13 protein-coding genes are annotated in these 19,704 nt (G+C 51.2%); 3 read left to right on the top strand and 10 right to left on the bottom strand.

Going from position 1 to position 19,704, the window contains the following annotated elements:
- Window positions 1–170: 170 nt before the first annotated feature.
- The 8 genes from EDI29_RS10545 to EDI29_RS10580 form a co-directional block, all read right to left on the bottom strand.
- Window positions 171–3,293 carry a beta-galactosidase gene (locus tag EDI29_RS10545; protein ID WP_137740874.1) on the bottom strand — a complete coding sequence of 1,041 codons (3,123 nt, stop codon included), beginning with the start codon at window positions 3,291–3,293 and terminating at the stop codon, window positions 171–173.
- Between the two features lie 313 nt (window positions 3,294–3,606).
- A complete protein-coding gene (locus EDI29_RS10550; protein WP_137740875.1) occupies window positions 3,607–4,683 on the bottom strand; it encodes a LacI family DNA-binding transcriptional regulator in 1,077 nt (358 codons plus the stop codon).
- A gap of 205 nt (window positions 4,684–4,888) precedes the next feature.
- Window positions 4,889–5,947: a ferric ABC transporter ATP-binding protein gene (gene fbpC / locus EDI29_RS10555; RefSeq protein ID WP_193555656.1), complete on the bottom strand. Its 1,059-nt coding sequence runs from the start codon at window positions 5,945–5,947 to the stop codon at window positions 4,889–4,891.
- A 5-nt stretch (window positions 5,948–5,952) separates the two neighbouring features.
- Window positions 5,953–8,031, bottom strand: a complete 2,079-nt coding sequence (locus EDI29_RS10560; RefSeq protein ID WP_137740877.1) for an ABC transporter permease — start codon at window positions 8,029–8,031, stop codon at window positions 5,953–5,955.
- 186 nt (window positions 8,032–8,217) lie between these two features.
- Entirely contained in the window at window positions 8,218–9,252 is a 1,035-nt protein-coding gene (locus EDI29_RS10565; protein ID WP_137740878.1) for an ABC transporter substrate-binding protein, read from the bottom strand.
- A 37-nt stretch (window positions 9,253–9,289) separates the two neighbouring features.
- Complete coding sequence (gene uhpC / locus EDI29_RS10570; RefSeq protein ID WP_010307031.1) at window positions 9,290–10,615, bottom strand: MFS transporter family glucose-6-phosphate receptor UhpC; 1,326 nt, start codon at window positions 10,613–10,615, stop codon at window positions 9,290–9,292.
- Between the two features lie 89 nt (window positions 10,616–10,704).
- On the bottom strand, window positions 10,705–12,282 hold the full coding sequence (locus EDI29_RS10575) for an MASE1 domain-containing sensor histidine kinase (RefSeq protein WP_137740879.1): 1,578 nt from the start codon (window positions 12,280–12,282) through the stop codon (window positions 10,705–10,707).
- A 3-nt stretch (window positions 12,283–12,285) separates the two neighbouring features.
- Window positions 12,286–12,915, bottom strand: a complete 630-nt coding sequence (locus tag EDI29_RS10580) for a response regulator transcription factor (protein ID WP_010285873.1) — start codon at window positions 12,913–12,915, stop codon at window positions 12,286–12,288.
- 496 nt (window positions 12,916–13,411) lie between these two features.
- Between EDI29_RS10580 and EDI29_RS10585 the strand changes: the two genes are divergently transcribed.
- Both EDI29_RS10585 and EDI29_RS10590 read left to right on the top strand, forming a co-directional pair.
- Window positions 13,412–14,227 (top strand): MetQ/NlpA family lipoprotein, encoded by an 816-nt coding sequence (locus EDI29_RS10585; protein WP_137740880.1) that lies wholly within the window; start codon window positions 13,412–13,414, stop codon window positions 14,225–14,227.
- A 225-nt stretch (window positions 14,228–14,452) separates the two neighbouring features.
- Complete coding sequence (locus EDI29_RS10590) at window positions 14,453–15,397, top strand: pectate lyase family protein (RefSeq protein ID WP_137740881.1); 945 nt, start codon at window positions 14,453–14,455, stop codon at window positions 15,395–15,397.
- Window positions 15,398–15,566: 169 nt separating this feature from the next.
- Here EDI29_RS10590 and cuyB read toward each other — a convergent pair whose 3' ends face one another.
- A complete protein-coding gene (gene cuyB, locus EDI29_RS10595) occupies window positions 15,567–16,283 on the bottom strand; it encodes a cysteate racemase (protein WP_137740882.1) in 717 nt (238 codons plus the stop codon).
- A gap of 222 nt (window positions 16,284–16,505) precedes the next feature.
- Between cuyB and hypT the strand changes: the two genes are divergently transcribed.
- Entirely contained in the window at window positions 16,506–17,405 is a 900-nt protein-coding gene (gene hypT, locus EDI29_RS10600) for a hypochlorite stress DNA-binding transcriptional regulator HypT (RefSeq protein WP_137740883.1), read from the top strand.
- A 74-nt stretch (window positions 17,406–17,479) separates the two neighbouring features.
- Here the strand turns inward: hypT and EDI29_RS10605 are convergent, their stop codons facing one another.
- Window positions 17,480–18,787, bottom strand: coding sequence for a dicarboxylate/amino acid:cation symporter (locus tag EDI29_RS10605; protein ID WP_137740884.1), 1,308 nt, complete (start codon window positions 18,785–18,787; stop codon window positions 17,480–17,482).
- Window positions 18,788–19,704: the final 917 nt, after the last annotated feature.

Consider the following 19,704-nt stretch of genomic DNA (forward strand, 5'->3'; position numbering starts at 1 on the left):
TGTCCAACACGCTGACGTTTTTGTCACGCAACTTGAATTATTTAGGGTATATATCCGCAGCGTTTATTTTGACGGCGGATATATACCTGCTGGATACAACCAGGATGAAAAGAGGCGGTATAACCGCACACTTTCGTTATTTTCAATGCTACTTTTTCATATCAATACGGTTAGTGATGTTGAATGGCGACGCGATAGTGATAATGCGTTGCTGTTAGCAAATCGTCGCGATGGACACTAGGGCTCCAGGAGTCATCGCCACCAATTCCCATGTGGAAGCCATCCAGATTGAGCCAAACGCCTTTTTCCTTTTCTAATAAATGATGGTGGGTACACGTCATCAATTGTGCTAGCCCGTAGCGGCTTAACCCAAAGTGGAAGTGTCCGGCGATCGTCCATTTGCCATAGGTCAGCGTACGCGTGTTACAGCGCAGCCCGTTTTCCGTTGGGAAAATATAAGGGGTGTGAAGGTCATCCAGCGGCAGATTCCAGTGCCCATGCTGTGCCGCGAGCTGTCGGTCTGGGTAATTTTCATGTGGCCCAAGCCCGACCCAACTGACCTGAGGTGCGACGTCGGCTAACTGGCAGCTCAAGCCCACTCTGGCGAGTGACGGCAGTATCGTGGCGGCATCAACATCGACATCCACGGTCATCACGCCATGTGCATCAATCTGCCAGCGCTTTTTACTCCGCAGCAGGATCTGTCCGGTATGGCGGAATACGTGCTCGGTGACAATGTGTACGGCATCGGTGAGTTGGTCAGCCTGAATGGCAACACATTGCGTCTGCAATTGATAAAGTCCGGCCGATTTCCAACGTTCGGCCCAGGCGCGCGGATCGATACGATCGACCTCGCTGATACCGATGTCGTTATCCAGCGGTGCGCGAACAAACTGATCCTGCAAGGGGGTTAACAGCGTTGGGGTATCCGCCGTCCACCACTGTTCCAGCCAGCCGCTCTGGCGGTTAAAGCGCCAACGCTGTTCGCCCTGAATGATGTCAAAGTACGCATCGGACGAGTGCAGAACAGGAGGTTTCTTCTGTCCAGAGCAAGGTGCCTCGGGAAGATTAAGCGGTGCAGGAAGTTGCCACTGATCCCAGGCGCAGCGGTGATTGGCTTCTGACCAGGCGGTGGCTTTCGGCTGTACGACTTCAACATTAAGCCAAAGCTCCCCTGCACGATCGACTGTGGGAAGTGCTTCCAGCAGTGTCAGAATCTGGGTGGTCTGCGGAGCGAGCGTCAGCGGCAGAGAACCTTCTGCGAGCGTCTTATCATTCAGCGTAATGCTCCAGTTCAACTGCTCGTTGTCCGTATGGCGAAACAGATATTCGCTGGTGACGTGTAATTCACACGGCGCTTCAGCTTGCCAAGCGAATTGAATATGCTGCTGCGCCCGCTGGGCTTCATACAGGCTGGGATGCGGGGTGCGATCGGGAAAAACCAAGCCGTCCAGACAGAACTGGCGATCGTTAGGCATGTCGCCAAAATCTCCGCCGTAGGCCCAGTAGGCATTGCCTTGTTCGTCGCGGCGGGTCAGCGCCTGATCGACCCAATCCCAAATGAATCCACCCTGTAACCGAGGATATTGGCGGAATGCCTGCCAGTAGCGGGCGAACCCTCCCAGACTGTTGCCCATTGCGTGTGCGTATTCGCAAAGGATGAGCGGCCGATGTTCATCCGGCATGCTGACCCATTTGGTGATCGACCATTTGGGTACGCTGGGGAAGGGCTGGTCTTCATCAACGCGGGCGTACATAGGGCACACAATGTCGGTTGCATGGCTATTGGCACCGCCGCCTTCGTAATGCACGGGGCGAGTCGGATCGTGGCGTTTGATCCACTGGTAGAGTGCATCATGGTTTGCGCCGTAGCCGGATTCGTTCCCCAATGACCAGATAATGATGCAGGGATGATTACAGTCGCGCTGCACCATCCTTGATACGCGTTCGCTGTAGGCTGGCAGCCAGACGGGATCGTCCGACAGACGATTCATCGGCTGCATGCCGTGCGTCTCAATGTTCGCTTCATCTACAACATACAGACCGTAGCGATCGCACAGCCGATACCACAGCGGATGGTTAGGATAATGTGAGCAGCGTACGGCGTTAAAATTATGCTGCTTCATCAGCATAATATCGCGCCGCATCGTGTCTTCATCCATGACCTGACCGTGCTGTGGGTGATGCTCGTGACGGTTAACGCCGCGGATCAGCAGCGGTTGACCGTTCAGCAGCAGCAGGCCGCTGCGGATTTCAACTTTTCTGAAACCGACATCATAGGCCTCCGCTTCGATCAGTTCGCCTTCTACGGTTTCCAGTGCAATGACGGCACGATACAGGTGCGGCTGCTCGGCGCTCCACAGGTCGGGCTGTGGCACGTCGATGCGGAGAAAAGATTTGTCATGATAGGCCCCGCGCTCATCGACAATATCGCTGCCGAACGCCTGTCGCGTACCACCGATGAGCTTATTACCACGCCAAAGCTGTGCGTGGATGCGATGGTTTTTGGCCTCAGCTTCAGAGAGCGTTGCCTTCACCTGAATATCCAGCGTGCCGTGGCGGAAATCGGCGCTGAGCGGCGTAGTGAGCTGGATATCGCTAAGGTGGACCGTCGGTTTGTGCAGAAGTGTAACGTCGCGGAAAATACCGCTCATACGCCACATGTCCTGATCTTCCAGATAGCTGCCGTCAGACCAGCGCAACACCATTACCGCCAGCCGATTCTCTCCGGTCGTCAGATAGCGACCAATATCAAACTCCGCAGGTAGGCGACTATCCTGCGAGTATCCCACCCAGTGGCCGTTACACCAGAGATAAAACGCGGAGTTAACACCATCAAAAATAATCCGCGTTTGTCCGCGACTGATCCAGTCGTGATTGACCTTAAAAGTGAGCGAGTAACAACCTGTGGAATTGTCTTCTGGCACATAGGGCGGGTTGACGGGGATCGGGTATTTTACGTTGGTGTAAATCGGGGTGTCATAGCCCTGTAGCTGCCAATTGGCAGGCACCGGAATGGTGTCTGAATCAGGCAGATCCTGCTGTAACCAGCTTTCTGGTACGGCTTCCGGGCGGGTGAAATAGCTAAACGTCCATTCGCCATTCAGACGACGCAGCCGCTGAGAAGGCTCATCTTGCTGTGCGGCAGCCACGCTGCGCCAGCTGTTGAACGGTGGGTGAGCAGGGAGCCGCTGATAGTGAGTACAGGCTGGGTTTTCCCAATCACGTCGGGCAAGAATTTCTTGCAGCGTGGCGCGATGGCGTGCTGGATACGGTAAAACGGTATCGCTCATGATGGCTTGGCTCCTGAACGTCTTGAGTCTGTTTCTGTGATTGGATATTTAAATTGTTATCCGCTCACAATTTATGTTGCTCATAACATATCGACTCGTTATGGCGAGTAAAGTGGCATGTGATAATAAAGTGGAAGCGATCACAAAGATCGTTTGTAAAATGAATGGGAATACATTGAATTTGGAAAGCGCTGCGCAATAAATCAACGAGAGATGATAAATAACTTATTGTTTATCATCTTATTTTGTTAGGGTTTGGCATCGGTGGTGAAAAAGATGCTGTTGTGTAATGGGTTACAAAAAATGTAAAGGGCTACAGCCTTTGTAGCTGGCGTGTAATGTCCAACAGGTTTTTGGTGAGTTCTTGCAGGGAGGCATGGGTTGATGAATGTACGGCGGTGCTATGGCGTACGATCAGTTCGGTGGGTAATAGCAGTGAGGTGCTTTGGGCAGGATCGCGCAGCGTGGCGAGCAAACGAGTGACGCCCTCTTTACCTAATAGCCTGAAATCCTGGCGAATGGTCGTTAGCGGTGGGGTGTAATACGCGCTGTCCTGAGTATCGTCAAAGCCGATCACTGACATCTGCTCCGGTACGCGAAGGCCATATTCGTGCAGCGCGCGCAGGACGCCAAGCGCCATTTGATCGTTCGCCACAACAATGGCGGAGACGCGCAGAGATTGTCCGAGTAGTGCCAGCGTTTGATGGTAACCGGATGCGGCGCTCCAGTCACCGTGTAGCACCGAAGCGGGGGGGAACTGCTGTTTCTCCAGCTCGGCCAACCAGCCTTCATAACGCAGGCGGGCGGAGATCGACGTCATTGGTCCGGTCAACAGGGCGATGTGTCGATGCCCCAACTGTACCAGATGCGTGATGGCTAAACGTGCGCCGTGCTCGGGGTCGAACATAACGTTGAGTATGTCGGTATGCGGATCGGCATCCATAAACAGGACGGGCGTGTCGGCACAGGTTTGGCTAATGTGGGCGACGTCATCCGTGGAGAGCGGAACGTTCACGATAACGCCGCTGACACGCTGAGAAAGCAGGTCGTTAACCGCGTTATTGCAGGTGTTGACATCTGGGCTGCTCAGCATGGACATCACGATGTTAATGCCTAGCTGACTGGCGGTGCTCTTAATTGCCGCGGCAATTTGTGAAGGCGCGTGCAGAGAAAGATCGGTAGTGACCAGCCCCAGCGTGGTGATGGTTTTCCCTGCCAGCTGCTGGGCGACGCGATTAGGCGTGTAGCTAAGCGCCGCCATCGCCTGTTCCACTTTACTGCGAGTACGGGATGAAACATGAGGCGCTTGGTTCAACACGCGGGAAACCGTCTGATAGGAAACCCCAGCGTACTCAGCGACATCGTTTAAGGTTATGGGTTTCTGTTTCATCGCGGCGATTCCGTGCGTGATTATGTACTTGAAAGAGCATTATCATAACAAATCGCGCAGGGAATCCGTAATCGGTGTGCGTATTCCGGCGTAATCAACGCAGGCCGAAGAGAAACTGACGCTTGTCGGCTTTTTAGGTGTTTGTAGAAAGTAAAATCGGGAGCAAGCGCTCCCGGTTTGTGGTGGATAGTGAGTTATCCGATGTTTACTGCTCGGACAACACAAACATGCCGTAAGGGTGAATTTGCAGATAGTAGCTGTCGCCCGGATTCGGCTGAAGCTGGGTTGCGTTAACCTGCAACAGCATCGACTGACCGTGCCAGTCCACCTGCACTTCATACTGTGGCCCCATGTAGGCAACCTGCGTGATGGTGCAGCGCTGGCTTTCGTCACCCTGATGGCTGAGCGTAATGGCTTCCGGGCGAATACCGACGACGGATTCGCTTAATCCGGCAGCAAAACCCTGCGGACGTGGAATGAGGTAGCCGTAGATATTCACGCTATCAGCCGTGAAGGTGGCAGGGAAAATGTTGGCATCCCCCATAAAGCTAGCCATGAAGCGGGAGGCTGGCTGGCGATAAAGCTCCTGCGGTGCACCCAACTGCATGATTTTGCCTTTGTTCATTACCAGAACCATGTCGGACACCGCAAAGGCTTCGCTCTGATCGTGCGTCACATACAGCGAGGTGATGTTGAACTGCTGCTGAAGCTCACGGATTTTCTCACGCATGCTGCGGCGCAGGTTGGCATCAAGGTTACTCAGCGGCTCATCGAACAGCAGAACTTTAGGTTTGAGGATCAGCGCACGCGCCAGAGCGACACGCTGTTGCTGTCCACCAGAAATCTGGTCGACGTAACGATCTTCAAACCCTTCCAAATCGACCAGCGCCAGCGCTTCTTTTACGCGTTGATTGATTTCCGCCTTCGGGCGACCGAGCATTTTCAGCCCGTAGCCGATGTTTTCCCCCAGCGACATGTGCGGGAAGAGGGCGTAAGACTGGAACACCATGCAGATATCACGCTGTTGAATCGAGCGCTCGGTGACGTCTTCGCCATCGATGAAAATTTGACCTTCCGTTGGTTTTTCCAGACCGGCAACGGCGCGGAGTACCGTGGTTTTACCGCAGCCAGATGGCCCCAGCAGCGTGACCATTTTTCCCTGTGGGATCGCCAGATTCAAATCATCAATGACGGTGTTGTTGCCGAAACGTTTAGTGACGTGCTTCAGTTCAACAAAGTTTTTTTCAGTATTCAAGGTAATCACTCCGCTTAGTCACTATTCTTGGCTTTGGTGCGAGAAACCCGCGCTTCACCGACCAGATAATCGAACAGGAAAATAATGGCCAGCATGACCACAATCAGGATGGAACCGTAGGCAATCGCCATACCGTATTCACCGTCTTCCACGCGGTTAAGAATGTAAGACGTGGCGACGCGAGTATCTGGCGTAACCAGGAAGATAATGGCGCTGACGGTGGTAATGGCACGCACGAAGCTGTAAATCAGCGCAGACAAAATGGCTGGACGCAGCAGCGGGAGCAGAATATAGAACACCGTTCGCATCGAACCTGCGCGCAGGCTGAGCGACGCCTCATCAAGTGATTTATCCAACTGTCCCAGTCCGGCAATACCCGCACGGATACCAACCGGCACGTTACGCATGACCATCGACATGATGACAATCACCGCTGTTCCCGTTAAGTAAACCGGCGCGCTGTTAAAGGCCAGAATGTAAGACACACCGGCAACCGTGCCCGGTACCGCAAAGCACAGCATGGTGGTGAACTCGATAGCCTTCTTGCCGTAGAACTGCTGGCGCACCACGATGTAGGCGATAAGCAGCCCGAACAGTGCCGTAATTGGTGCGGCGATGCCCGCGAACAACAGCGTATCCAGCAGGGAAGGCCAGGCGCCGTCGCTAAAGCCTTGTCCGAACAGTTTGCTGAAGTTATCCAGCGTCAGGGTGTAATCCACGCCCCAGTTAACGGTAAAGCTGCCGTAGAAAATGCTGCCGTACAGCAGAACGTTAAACGCAATCCAGACATAGAGCAGGATGCTGACGATCCACACCAGTGAAACAGGCAGCGGCTGCACATCACCCCGGTAGGATTTACCGGAAATCGTGACGTAGGAACGTTTACCGATCCACAGATATTGCACGCAGAACACAGCCAGTGAGAACACCAGTAGGACAACGCCGAGCGTACTGGCTGACTGGTAATCCAACTGTGCGCCAGTAATGTAGAAGTAAATCTGGGTCGCGAGTACGTCGAAGTTGCCGCCTAGCACCAGTGGGTTACTGAAGTCGGCCAGCGACTGGACGATCACGATCAGGAACGAGTTGGCGAGCGCTGGTTTCAGCAAGGGCAGGAAAACCCGCTGAAAGGTTTGATAGCGGTTGGCACGCAGAGTGTACGACGCTTCTTCCAGCGACGGATGAATCGTCTTCATCGCGCCTTCCAGAATCATAAACGACATTGGTGTGAAGGCGAGCACCTGCGCCAGCCAGATACCGGTGAAACCGTACAGCCAGTTGGTGTTGGTCAGTCCGAACCAATCCACCATTAGCTCGGTCATGTAACCGGAGCGGCCCATCATCAGCGTCACGCCTAGCCCAACGACAAACGGGGGGGTAACGATAGGCAGAATGGAGAAGATACGGCCGATAATCGCAGAGCGGCGGGCGATACGCGAGGTGTAAATCGCCAGCACCATGCCGAAGAAGGTGCAGCCGATACCGACGGCAACCGACAGCAGGAATGAGTTCCAGATCACCCGTAAGATATGCGCCTGACCCAAAATCTGCATAAATGACAGCGGCGCGAACTCACCGCTGTCGTTGGTGAACATCGGGATGAAGATGGCGATGCTGGGGTAAAGGATAAAGACGCCAATCAGCGCGATGATGCTGATGAGCGAGCCGATGACGAAGCGATCGCCACCCAGCCAGTCCAGTCTGGATAGCGCCAGCGTAATAATCGCACTCAGCGCGACAAACAGCGCGATAGTGCCATAGCCCATTCCGCGTCCTTCAACCGTGGCACTGATGACCACGAAAAGGGCACAGAACAACGCGTAAGCTGCATCAAAACGGTGGCGGCCACGCTGTTCCCGACCGGGCGTCAGCAGCGGACGCGCCAGCAACCCTACTGGGAGCAGGAACCACAGCAGGCTGATATTCAGGCTCGACCAGCTGTAGGCCGCCAGCAGTTCATCGCGTGAGGCATCCAACAGGCCGTAATCCAGGCTCCACGCTGGCAGCAGCAAAAAGGTTGCTGCAATCAGCGCCAGCCACAGGAAAACGGGGTCCCGCTTAGGCGTTGGTGAAAGAGTTAGTGTGTGTGACATGATGGTTCCCTGGTGCGTGCAAGTTTTATAAAGTTGTTTTATGAGATTGAATCGTCACAGGTATTGGTTGGTGAGTAATATTGAGTAATGGTTAATTAGCGATGCTGAGAACACGGCGTTAGGCGAGTAAGCTTTGTCGCCGTGTTCCCGTTATTTTTGCAATCAATGAAGGTCAATGAATCGAGATTATTGGCCCATTTTGACTTCGTTAACCCACTTGGAAATCAGCTCTTTACGCACGTCTGCCGCGCCGTATTTGTCCATGTCGTAGTTGATCAGTTTCAGATCCTGCAACTTCAGCGACAGCGGAGAGGCTTCGGCGGTGGTGTTGGTCAGAATCTGGTAGGACTGGCCTTTCTTCCAGGAGAGTTCCTGTGCTTCTTTTGACAGCGCCCAGTCAACGAACAGCTTGGCGTTATCCATATTGCGCGCGCCTTTCAGGATGCTGACGCCGCCAATTTCATAGCCGGTGCCTTCACACGGGGAGATCAGCGTCAGCGGTGCGCCTTTCTCTTTTTCCAGCGAGTAGTCATGCAGGAAGCCGATGCCGATAGCGGTTTCGCCACGTGCGGCGTTACGTGCCGGGGCAATACCGGACTTGGTGTACTGCGACACGTTGGCATTCAGTTTTTTCAGGTAATCAAAGGCCTGATCCTGACCCCACAACTGGGAGAAGGTCGCCAGTGCGGTATAGGCCGTACCGGAACTTTGTGGGTCAGCAATCTGAATTTCGCCTTTGTAGACCGGATTGGTCAGATCTTTCCAGCACTGTGGCACTGGCAGGTTTTTCTCTTTCAGGCGATCGGTGTTAACGCCGAAGCCGAGGATGCCGACGTAAATGGCAGACGAGTAGTTGCCTTTACGTTTGGCCGGATCGCGGAACTGCGGCATGATCTGCTCAAGGTTTTTAGACTGATAGGGCTCCAGTAATTCCATTTCACCTGCTTGGGATTGCGGGTCCAGCGTGCCGCCGTACCAGACGTCAGCCTGTGGGTTCTTTCTCTCCGCATCGATTTTTGCCAGCGTGCTGCCTGCACTGTTGCGGAGGAATGAGACTTTGACGTTGTGTTTTTCGCCGAAGGCTTTCGTCTCTTCCTCGCAGAAGGTGTTGGTTGCACCACAGTAAACCACTAACCGCCCTTCGGCCCGAGCAGTGGTGGTGGTGACGGCAGCAACGGTCAGTCCAGCGGCGATGAGGGTCGTTAAGGTACTCAGTTTCATGATGTGTTCCTTTATAGGTGTCTATCTGTTGTTATTGCTATTTTGATGTCATCAAACGTTCCCGGCGGCTGACACCTGCCATCAGCAGCGGCATCAGTAACAGTCCGATGCAGGCTGAAGCCAACGCCAGCAGGGTAAAAAATCCCGACCATCCGTAGTGTTGCAGCACTTGTGCTAGCGGCCAGCCCGCCAGCGCTGCCCCCAGATAGGCAAACAACGCCAGAAAACCTGTCACCGTGCCTGCGGCATCCTTATGGCTGTATTCCGTCGCAGCCAGACCAATCAACATCTGTGGTCCAAAAACAAAAAAACCGATACTGAAGAAACAGGCCGCGAGCAGTGAATAGTGGTGAATCGGTGCCAGCCACAGCGCGGTCATGGTTAAAAACAGCCCTAATGCAAACAGCAAAATCATCGGTGCGCGTTGACCACGAAACAGCAGGTCTGAACCCCAGCCGGCAAACAGCGCCCCCATCAATCCGCCCAGTTCAAACAGCGACAGCGTGGCATTCGCGCTAAGCAGGTTGAAACCGTGACTCTCCGACAGCCAGATGTTCCCCCAGTCATTCAGTGCGATGCGAATCAGGTACACCAGAATGTAGGAAACCCCAAGCAGCCAGATGGTACGGTTCCGCAAAATCGCATCGCGCAGAATCTGGCGCATCGGCATCGGTGGGCTCTGTTGCTCCTGACGCAACTCCAGCGCATCGCGCCGCCACTGGCCGACACTTGGCAACCCCTGTTGCTGCGGCTTGTCGCACAGCTGCCAGCACAGCCACAGACCAATCACAATACCGATGATGCCCGGCACCAGCAGCGCCGCCTGCCATCCCCATTCGGAGGCCAGATAGCCCGCCAGCAGGGGAACCGCCGCACCGCCGATGTTGATCGACGTATTCCAGCATCCCCACCAGAGGCCGCGTTCATTACGTGAATACCAACTGCTCAGCAGTCTGGCGCAAGGCGGCCAACCCCAGCCCTGAAAGAACCCATTCAGCGCCCAGACAATCAGCAAACCTGTGAGCGACTGGCAGTACATGAACAGAATGTTCAGCACGCCGGTAATCATCAGCCCGACGCCCATAAACCAGCGCACCTGACTGCGATCGCACACGATGCCGGAAATAAATTTGGATGCGCCGTAACAGAGATAAAACAGCGTCCCCAGCAGACCGATATCACCTTTGCTTAACCCTAATTCCAACTGCATCACCGGCATGACGAAGTTGATGCTTTTACGCGTTAGGTAAAACGTGGCGTACCCGATGACCATGGAAATCAGCAACCGTGGTCGCCAGTAGCGATAACGTTGGCTGATTTGTGTTGGTGAAAGCTGTCCCGGTGGAAACATGGGTGCCTGCATGGGGTTCTCCGTCGCGTTGAGAGAAGAGTAGGGGGATGTGAATTAAAAAGGATGAGACAAGGTTTTAGGTGGCTAGGAATAATTCCTAGCTAATCGTCTTTTTGTTTAAATTTTGTGGGCAGGTTAACAATTATGTGCGTACCGCGCGGCGTGGCAGATTCGCTAAGGATGGCAGCTTTTACCAGCCAGTGACCGCCCAGCGCCTGTACACGCTCCTCGATACCTCGCAGGCCGAAACCACCGCCTGTTGGATTCGGACTGTCTTTTTGTGCGATGCCCACACCGTTATCAATGACGTCGAGCGTAATCAGGTCATCCTGCTGGGAAAGCCGAACGGTAATTTGCGTGGCGCTGGCGTGCTTGTTGATATTGTTAAGCAGTTCCTGCACCAGCCGATAAAGCGTGAAAACCACCACGTCATCATGTGGCGGCGTGGGAAGCTGATAATCCAGTTGAAACTGGATGCCGCGAGCCGAGAAGGCAAACTCATCCGCCAGATGATGCAGCGCTTTATCTAACACCATTTCATCCAGCACCGGCGGGCGCAGCTGGCGCAGCAATTGGCGCGTGGTGTGATGGATACGCCGCGACAGCTCACTGATTTGCCCGGCGGCATGCTGGGCGGCATCGGCAGGTGCGCTGTGTTTCACCAGCATGGCCTGAATCTGAATCGCGGTGATGTTTTGGCCGATGTCATCGTGCAGTTCGCGCGCGATATCTTTGCGTACCGCCTCTTCGGTGTGGATGATGCGTTCCATAAGTCGCCGCCGGGTTTTCAACTCCTGCTCCAACTGGTGGCGGTAGCGCTGGAGCCGCTGTGCCAGCTGTTGCTGACGGCTTATCGCGATCCCCAGCCCAATGCCGAGTAGCGCCTGCGTGGAGAGAAAGAGTTCCAGTTCGCGCAGATCGTCGAAAGCACCGCTTACCTGACGCGTGACGGCAATCATCAGGCTGCCGAGCACGGCGGAAAGCACGCCGCCTTGCCAGCCGAATTTATACGCCATCACCACGTTGGGCAGAAAAACGAAGATCAACAGCAGCCGTTCCATCTCAGGTGTGAACGTCATTTGCAGGCAAACGCCGATAGAAAAAAACAGCGAGCACCAAATCAGCAGCGAGGTACGCAGCGGCGGATCGGGGATCTCCTGTGCCAGCAGCGTCTGCAAGTGCTGCTGCTTGATGTATTCGTACAGCAAATAGATGAACGGAATCAGCAGGACGCCGCCGGTAAAGGTCGCCAGCAGCGTTTGTGTCAGCTGCGAATGTAGCCAGGGGCCGATAGCGATGCCATGCAGAATGGTATTGAGCGTCAGTGCAGCCAGTAATAGCAGGAGTCGCTGCCAATAAAGCGTATAGCGATACCAAATTTTATGCGTGATGATGGCCGGAATCAGGCTAAGGAATGGGGAAAGTAGCAGCAACGAACGCGTCATGAGCTGTTCGCTGATAAGCCAGCTCTGGATGGCGATTTCCGCAAGTAGCAAGGTCGGCCAGTATTTGCGCGGCAGCAAAATCATCAGCGCCAAGCGCAGCCCTTGTGGTAACAGCAGAGCGGCCTGCTGGCCGTTGTTGCTCAAATAGAAACTGATGGTCCACAGCGCCAGCCAAATCAGGCTATAGAAAAAGGCCAGAAACAGCGTCATGCCGATGACGTGCAGGCGGCGCATGATTTATTTTCCAGCCAGCAGTTGGTGTTGCAGCGCAAAGTGCACCAGCTCTACCGTGGATTCACACTGTAATTTACTGAGAATATTGGCGCGGTGAACGTGAACGGTCTTATGGCTGAGTTCGAGCTGTTCAGCGATGCTTTTCACACTAATCCCGTTGATCAGCAGGCTGAATATTTCCCGCTCGCGTGGGGTCAGCGCCAGTAGCTCTTTCGGTGGCTGCTGTTGATGGCGAATGGCGTGCAGTGCATCGGCGCAGAGATAAAGGCCGCCACTGCTGACCACGCGAACCGCCTGCACTAACTCTTCAGGGCCGCAGCGCTTCGTGAGATAGCCGCCCGCGCCCGCGTCCAGCGCGCTTTGTACAAACGCCGTGGTGTCATAGATGCTCAGAATAATGGCGCGAAAATTGGGGCGCTGTTGACGCAAACGAGTTAATAACGACAGGCCGCTTTCGTCCGGCATGGCGATATCAATCACGGCCACATCAATCGGCTGTTTGAGTAGATGGGGCCACGCCTGCGCCGCCGAAGCATATTGTCCAACGACCTGAATATCATTCTCTAATGTCAGAAGTTGTGCAAAGCCAGACCGTACAACGATGTGATCGTCAACCAAAGCCACATTAATCATGGTTTCGCCGTGTGAATTCAAAGTCATCAAAACGTCATAATGCGGGGGAATGCAGAGGCGAGCAATAGCAGATAAGCAAAATGGAATCGGCTTAACAGATATATCCGTCATACTTCAAGCTGCTTGTGCGTTGGCAATACTCGGCTCCTCTCTGAGCCTCGCCCTGAAGGGCCGCCGTAAACGGCGTTCAAATTGGCTGAGCCAATTTGTCCTTACTCACCCCAGTCACTTACTTGTGTAAGCTCCTGGGGATTCGTGCGGTTGCCGCGTTACAAGGCTATAAATGAGCCTCGCCCTAAAGGGCCAACGCTCTGCGTTGTTCAAAACGCTAACGTTTTGTCACGCAACTCGAATTATTTAGGATATATATCACTCTTTATTGATTGAATAATGAAATGCATATTCATAGAACGCGGAGTTATTTGACTCGGTGAATTATGGAGCGTTACTGTTTTTCTCTTTAAATCAATACAGTTACGATATCAGGTAAACCAGAATGATGAAGAAATGGCGTATAGCGCTGGTGGCGGGAATGGTCACAGCGGCGATGGCATTGACTGCGTGTGATAATGCAGGCAATTCTGCTAATCATATTAAAGTCGGTGTGATTAATGGCGCGGAACAGGACGTTGCTGACGTCGCGAAGAAAGTGGCAAAAGAAAAATATAATCTTGAGGTTGAGCTGGTGGGGTTCAGCGGTTCACTCTTGCCGAACGAGGCGACGGATAAAAGCGATCTGGATGCGAACGTCTTTCAGCATCGTCCTTTCCTCGAACAGCAAAATCGCGAACACGGTTATAAGCTAGTGGCGGTAGGAAATACCTTCGTTTTCCCGATGGCGGGTTATTCGAAGAAAATTAAAAATATCAACGATTTGAAAGACGGCGATACCATTGCGATTCCTTTTGACCCAACCAATCTGGGGCGAGCGTTGCTGCTACTGCAAAAGACCGGATTAATTACTCTAAAACCTGACACGGGCTTATTGCCGACGGTGCTGGATATCACGACGAATCCACACAACCTGCGTATTATGGAAGTGGAAGGGGCACAGTTGCCGCGTTTGTTAGACGACCCGCAAGTGACGGTAGCCATTATTAGTACGACCTATATTCAGCAAACAGGCTTAACGCCAACGAAAGACGGTATTTTTATTGAAGATAAAGAATCACCGTATGTGAATATTATTGTGACGCGTGAAAATAACAAAGAGGCGGAAAACGTCAAAAAGTTTATTCAGGCCTATCAGTCTGATGAAGTTGAACAGGCTGCAAACCGTATTTTCAATGGTGGTGCGGTAAAAGGTTGGTAATGATAATAATGTGATAATTATAACGCCGCCATTTTTGCTAAAAGATGGCAGCGTATTAATTGAAGGTTGAATTATTCGCAAGGTTGTTTTTTTATTAAACTCGATTAATAAGCATAATGAAATCCTTTATATACAATTTTTAATTGTCGGAGGCACCTTATTTAGTCTCGATTAAATAAGACGCTGGAAGACATTATTATTCACTCATTGTAAAAAGGAATATTTATGGCTTATCCAACAACGAATCTTACTGGGATTATTGGTTTTGCAAAAGCAGCGAATGTTACTGGAGGAACAGGTGGTAAAGTTGTGACGGTAAATTCTCTGGCAGATTTTAAATCAGCTGTGAGCGGTTCCACAAAAACCATCGTAGTGCTGGGTGCATCGTTGAAAGCATCAGCATTAACCAAAGTCGTATTTGGCAGTAATAAAACCATTGTCGGTTCTTTCGGTGGGGCTAATGTGCTGACCAATATCCACCTGCGTGCTGATAGCAGCTCGGCTAACGTCATTTTCCAGAATCTGGTTTTTAAACATGATGTCTCCATCAAGGATAATGATGATATTCAACTGTATTTGAACTACGGTAAAGGCTATTGGGTGGATCACTGCTCATGGCCGGGACATTCGTGGAGTGATAGTGATGGCAGCCTCGATAAACTGATTTATATCGGTGAGAAAGCGGATTACGTCACGATCAGTAACTGCTTATTCTCAAATCATAAATATGGTTGTATTTTTGGCCATCCGGCAGATGACAATAATAGCGCATACAATGGCTACCCACGTTTGACCATCTGCCACAACTATTACGAAAATATTCAGGTTCGTGCACCTGGCCTGATGCGTTATGGTTATTTCCATGTCTTCAACAACTACGTCAACAAATTCAACCTGGCCTTTACGGTCGCGCAGAATGCTAATGTAATTTCTGAGCGTAACGTATTTGGTACTGGTGCGGAAAAGAAAGGCATGGTTGATGATAAAGGCAACGGCTCAACCTTTACGGATAATGGCAGTTCCCCGGCGGCCGTAGCGAGCAAATCACCTGCGGCGAAATGGACGGCATCATCTAACTATTCATACAGTTTGATGACCACCGCGGCGGCTAAATCCTGGGTTGTTTCTAATGCGGGAGCGCAAAATAGTGCGCTCAAATTTCCATCGTAATCGTTGAACGTATATTGAATGACGTTCCAGTATGCGCAGTATTTCACTGTGAAGTGAAATGCATTAAATACTGAGTCTATCGCACTATGCCACTCGGCGAATTTGTTAATGCCGAGTGGCATAGTTATTGGTTAATGTTCAACGCAATATAATAGGTTCGTTCAAAAAATTAAGCGGCGATATTATTTCTCGTATTGTGAGTAAAATACCACTCGACTGTTTTCTTAATTAACTCTTCCGTTGCATCGACATAGTGTTGCGGTGATGTTCTGACTTCCTGCTCCAGAATCAAGGGAAGCTCGGTACAACCCAGAATAATTTTCTCTACGCCTGCCTGCAACAGGCGATCTTTTACCGGTGACAGCATACGATAGGCTCCAGCAATATCACCGGATTTATAGGCATAGATACTTTCCATGACCTGGTGTTGGTCAGCTTCATCCGGTGTGTAGCACTCAATATTATCGGCGTTCAGGTTATCCTGATAAATTCTCGCTTTGACCGTCGCCGTCGTCGCTAATAAGCCGACACGTGTGGTATTGGCGTTCCTAATTGCCTGACAGGTCACATCAATAATGCTGATCATTTCCGCACGACATTGTTGTTTTAATTCATTGAACCAATAATGTGCGGTATTGCACGGAATAATGATGCATTCAGCGCCTGCGTTTTCGAGAATTTTCATATATTGCAGCATCTTACCCAGCGGTGACGCGCTGTGCTGGAGAATGCACTGTGTTCTGTCAGGGATATCAGGAATAGAAACCGCAATCATCGGAATATGGTCTTGGTCCCGATACGCTGGCGTGTTTTTGATCAGTTTTTGCATCGCATCGACGGTGGCACCCGGCCCCATACCGCCAAGAATTCCCACGAGACTGTTCATGCTGTTAACCCTGTAGCATTATGAAATTAAAAGGATAATCGCACACTGATGGGCAATGTGGATTGCTAAATTCCCATCTGCTATGTATGATTTGCATAACTATTAGCATCTCTATGCTTTTACTGGGTTTAACGGCGTGCCGTGGACAAAATCTTTGTTGATGATGTAAAGCGCGGGTGTAGAGAACGAGAGTATAGCGCTGAGCGTCTTGAGTGAGGGGTGATGCTAAACAATATCGAAACCAAGTGGCTCTATGACTTTATCGTGCTTGAAGAGCACCGGAGTTTTACGCTGGCTGCTGAGAAGAGAAATATCTCTCAATCTTCATTTAGTCGGCGTATTCAGGCGCTGGAAGCGGCCGTCGGGTTTGATATTTTCGACCGTAGCGCGCTGCCGCTGCAATTAACTGAGCAGGGTCGCGTGTTTCACGCCTATATCCGCAATACGCTGGACGATTTGGAGTATCAGCTCAATAAGCTGCACGGCGGGGATAATTACAAGAATAAAATCACCATCGCCGCGGCGCATTCGCTGTCGGTATTCATCATGCCGGAGCTGTTAAAAGACGTGCCGGACCCGCAGGAAAAAATCTTTTATGTCGAATCGATTGATGTCGATGAGGCGGTGCTGAATCTTAAAGAAGGGCGCAGCGACTTCATTTTCTCGTTTTACAATGAGGATCTGATGGGGGAGCCTTTTATGCACGAGAAGATACTGGAGTCCCGGCTTTATCCGGTCTGCGCGTGTGATAGCGCAGGGAGGCCGCTGTTTGATGTCAGTGCCTCATCGGTGCCGCTACTCAACTATACCGAGACCAGCTACATGGGACGTCAGGTCAGCCGTTACTTATCCAGCGTCGACAGCGATAAGTTCACGGTTAATTTTGTTTCTTCCATGAGCGACTTGCTCAAGCGCATGACAAAGAAAGGTTATGGCATTGCCTGGCTACCGGACTATTCCATTCAGGAAGAGCTGAAAAACAAAGAGCTGACGATCCTGAGCATGGAAAATGCCGTGATCCGCATGGGGGTTTATCTGTATCGGCTTGATGCGCGTCTGAATGTGGCTTCCGAGAAGTTTTGGCGCTATATGAAAGGGCTGTCATCGGCGTCTGGGCTATAAACCTCGTATAGACCGAGAGATAAAAAAATAGCGGCCCGAAGGCCGCTCTAGATGACATATTCACTTACTCAGCATTAGCTATTTTGCGTAGCCTGCTGAGGTTCCTTATAGGCGACGACTTCGTCGGCAGCTTCTTCCTCATCATCATCGCGGACGTCTTTTTCCAGACTGGCCACAACGGCGGTAGAGATACTGTTACCGATGACGTTAGTTGCGGTACGGCCCATATCCAGGAACTGGTCGATACCGATAATCAGCAGGATACCGGCTTCCGGCAGGCTGAACATTGGCAGCGTTGCGGCAACCACCACGATAGAGGCACGCGCTACGCCCGCCATCCCTTTACTGGTGATCATCAGCGTCAGCAGAATCAGGATTTGTTCAGTAACGCTCAGGTCGATGTTGTAAGCCTGTGCGATAAACAGAATCGCAAAGGACTGGTACATCATAGAACCGTCGAGGTTGAACGAGTAACCGAGCGGCAGCACAAAGCTGGTGACTTTTTTCGGCACGCCGAATTTGGTCAGCGCTTCCATGGTTTTCGGATAAGCAGATTCACTGCTCGCCGTGGCGAAAGCCAGCATGGTCGGTTCACGAATCAGTTTCGCCAGTCTAACGATGCCTTTGCCCAGGAACAGGTAGCCAACCAGGAACAGAACGCCCCACAGTACGGCCAGACCGAGGTAGAACTCACCGATCAGTTTACCGAAGTCGTAAAGCAGACCCAGACCTTGCGTGGTAATCGCGGAAGCGATTGCGGCAAAGACAGCAATAGGGGCCAGCGCCATCACGTAGTCGGTCACGCGGAACATCACTTTGGTCAGTTCTTCGATCATGGAAATGATCGTGGTCGCGTGCTTGTTGTGGCCTTTTACATAGGCAAGCGCGGAGCCGAAGAACAGAGAGAACACCAGAATTTGCAGGATCTCATTGTTCGCCATCGCTTCTACGATACTTTTCGGGAAGATATGGCTGATGAATCTCTTAAGCGTAAAGCTGTCGGTATTTAGGCCTGTCGCAACATGCTGAGCTGGGATCTCGAGATTCATGCCTGCACCAGGTTGGAACAGGTTAGCGAAGAGCATACCGATGAGCAGGGAAATAAATGATGCGCTGACAAACCAGATCATGGCTTTCATACCGATACGGCCAACGGCAGAAGAGTTTCCTCCCATGCTTGCCAGGCCAGAAACCAGCGTAGCGAAGACCAGCGGTGCGATGATCATTTTAATCAGGCGCAGGAAGATATCGGTAACCATGTTGAAATAAGACGCAACTTCTTTTGCCCGACCGCCATCAAGATATTGATGGCAGGCCCATCCGATTAATATCCCCAGGACGATAGCCAAGACTATCTGTACAAGTAACTTCTGCCTTTGCATATAAACCTCATGTTGATGAATTGATTCAGACAACACAATATTATTGCCGCGTGATGGCTGATGCTTTCCCTGAATACACCAAGCCCTCACCCGAATCTGTTATTGGGGTGTTGTGTCTGCCCGCCGATATTACAACGATTCTTGCTTTTTACATTTTTTTTCTGCGGATTGTTATGTAATTGTGATCTTTGTCATGCGAAAAATGCATGTCCATACCGCTTGTAATGATTAATGAGGATGTGGGGGGCAGATCGAGAAAAAGGCATTATTTTAATTAACGTTTTATTAAACAGTGCTTTAGGTGTGTTTTTTGTTAGTGAGATTCGGTGGGGTAAAGTGTTGAATTAGTGTTGCTAATGATGCTGTGGGTTACATCAATAAAATACATGGTCAATTGGTTAAAAATTAGGTAGTAATAAAAAAACAATCAATGAAAGAATGATATATATCGCATTTTTTGATTACATTAGTTTTTTAATTATTTTAACTATGACTTGCTTTAATTAATCATGTAGCCGATAACATTATGCCAAATAAAGTGTAATTATTAATCAAAGTGTTTCTGTTTTGTAATATTTACAGTGTTGCGGTTATTTAAAATAGCGTTTTTGCTGCCCCAATGACTGTTATCAATTATTTAAAATAATGTTATTAACTTATTTCATTGAAAAAACCGCTATACCCTAAATAATTCGAGTTGCGTGGCAAAACGTTAGCGTTTTGAACAGCGCTTTGTGTTGACCCTTTAGGGCGAGGCTCAGAGATGAATCGAGTATTGCCAACGCACAAGCAGCTTGAAGTATGACGGATATATTTACTCTCGGTGTTCTGACCAAGCCGAAACAGCCCTACATCGAAAAGGATGAAACCACCACGTAAAAGCGCGTTATGCCAACATTATCGTGGTGGTTCAGTAG

The organism is Pectobacterium polonicum (assembly GCF_005497185.1).
Lineage (GTDB): Bacteria > Pseudomonadota > Gammaproteobacteria > Enterobacterales > Enterobacteriaceae > Pectobacterium > Pectobacterium polonicum.

Bases quoted from the DNA above. Each gene is read 5' to 3' on its own strand.
- EDI29_RS10545 (WP_137740874.1), bottom strand. From the start codon at position 3,293: ATGAGCGATACCGTTTTACCGTATCCAGCACGCCATCGCGCCACGCTG.
- EDI29_RS10550 (WP_137740875.1), bottom strand. From the start codon at position 4,683: ATGAAACAGAAACCCATAACCTTAAACGATGTCGCTGAGTACGCTGGG.
- EDI29_RS10560 (WP_137740877.1), bottom strand. From the start codon at position 8,031: ATGTCACACACACTAACTCTTTCACCAACGCCTAAGCGGGACCCCGTT.
- EDI29_RS10565 (WP_137740878.1), bottom strand. From the start codon at position 9,252: ATGAAACTGAGTACCTTAACGACCCTCATCGCCGCTGGACTGACCGTT.
- uhpC (WP_010307031.1), bottom strand. From the start codon at position 10,615: ATGCAGGCACCCATGTTTCCACCGGGACAGCTTTCACCAACACAAATC.
- EDI29_RS10575 (WP_137740879.1), bottom strand. From the start codon at position 12,282: ATGCGCCGCCTGCACGTCATCGGCATGACGCTGTTTCTGGCCTTTTTC.
- EDI29_RS10580 (WP_010285873.1), bottom strand. From the start codon at position 12,915: ATGATTAATGTGGCTTTGGTTGACGATCACATCGTTGTACGGTCTGGC.
- EDI29_RS10585 (WP_137740880.1), top strand. From the start codon at position 13,412: ATGATGAAGAAATGGCGTATAGCGCTGGTGGCGGGAATGGTCACAGCG.
- EDI29_RS10590 (WP_137740881.1), top strand. From the start codon at position 14,453: ATGGCTTATCCAACAACGAATCTTACTGGGATTATTGGTTTTGCAAAA.
- cuyB (WP_137740882.1), bottom strand. From the start codon at position 16,283: ATGAACAGTCTCGTGGGAATTCTTGGCGGTATGGGGCCGGGTGCCACC.
- hypT (WP_137740883.1), top strand. From the start codon at position 16,506: ATGCTAAACAATATCGAAACCAAGTGGCTCTATGACTTTATCGTGCTT.
- EDI29_RS10605 (WP_137740884.1), bottom strand. From the start codon at position 18,787: ATGCAAAGGCAGAAGTTACTTGTACAGATAGTCTTGGCTATCGTCCTG.